The 783-nt window shown below is 58.9% G+C and carries 2 protein-coding genes; both read left to right on the forward strand.

What is annotated here, in order from left to right; genetic code table 11:
* On the forward strand, window positions 1–376 hold a 376-nt coding region (locus DF185_RS22955; protein ID WP_032259384.1), incomplete at its 5' end, for a phage tail assembly protein T.
* On the forward strand, window positions 369–783 hold a 415-nt coding region (locus tag DF185_RS22960), incomplete at its 3' end, for a phage tail length tape measure family protein (RefSeq protein ID WP_001589113.1). The genes DF185_RS22955 and DF185_RS22960, both read left to right, overlap by 8 nt.

Raw genomic sequence — 783 nt, forward strand, 5'->3', positions numbered from 1 at the left:
CTGGCGTGCCATGCTTGCCGGGATGTCATCCACGGAGTATGCCGACTGGCACCGCTTTTACAGTACCCATTATTTTCATGATGTTCTGCTGGATATGCACTTTTCCGGGCTGACGTACACCGTGCTCAGCCTGTTTTTCAGCGATCCGGATATGCATCCGCTGGATTTCAGTCTGCTGAACCGGCGCGAGGCTGACGAAGAGCCTGAAGATGATGTGCTGATGCAGAAAGCGGCAGGGCTTGCCGGAGGTGTCCGCTTTGGCCCGGACGGGAATGAAGTTATCCCCGCTTCCCCGGATGTGGCGGACATGACGGAGGATGACGTAATGCTGATGACAGTATCAGAAGGGATCGCAGGAGGAGTCCGGTATGGCTGAACCGGTAGGCGATCTGGTCGTTGATTTGAGTCTGGATGCGGCCAGATTTGACGAGCAGATGGCCAGAGTCAGGCGTCATTTTTCTGGTACGGAAAGTGATGCGAAAAAAACAGCGGCAGTCGTTGAACAGTCGCTGAGCCGACAGGCGCTGGCTGCACAGAAAGCGGGGATTTCCGTCGGGCAGTATAAAGCCGCCATGCGTATGCTGCCTGCACAGTTCACCGACGTGGCCACGCAGCTTGCAGGCGGGCAAAGTCCGTGGCTGATCCTGCTGCAACAGGGGGGGCAGGTGAAGGACTCCTTCGGCGGGATGATCCCCATGTTCAGGGGGCTTGCCGGTGCGATCACCCTGCCGATGGTGGGGGCCACCTCGCTGGCGGTGGCGACCGGTGCGCTGGCGTATGCCT

The organism is Marinifilum breve (assembly GCF_003202155.1).
In the GTDB taxonomy this organism is placed as follows: Bacteria; Bacteroidota; Bacteroidia; order Bacteroidales; family Marinifilaceae; genus Marinifilum; species Marinifilum breve.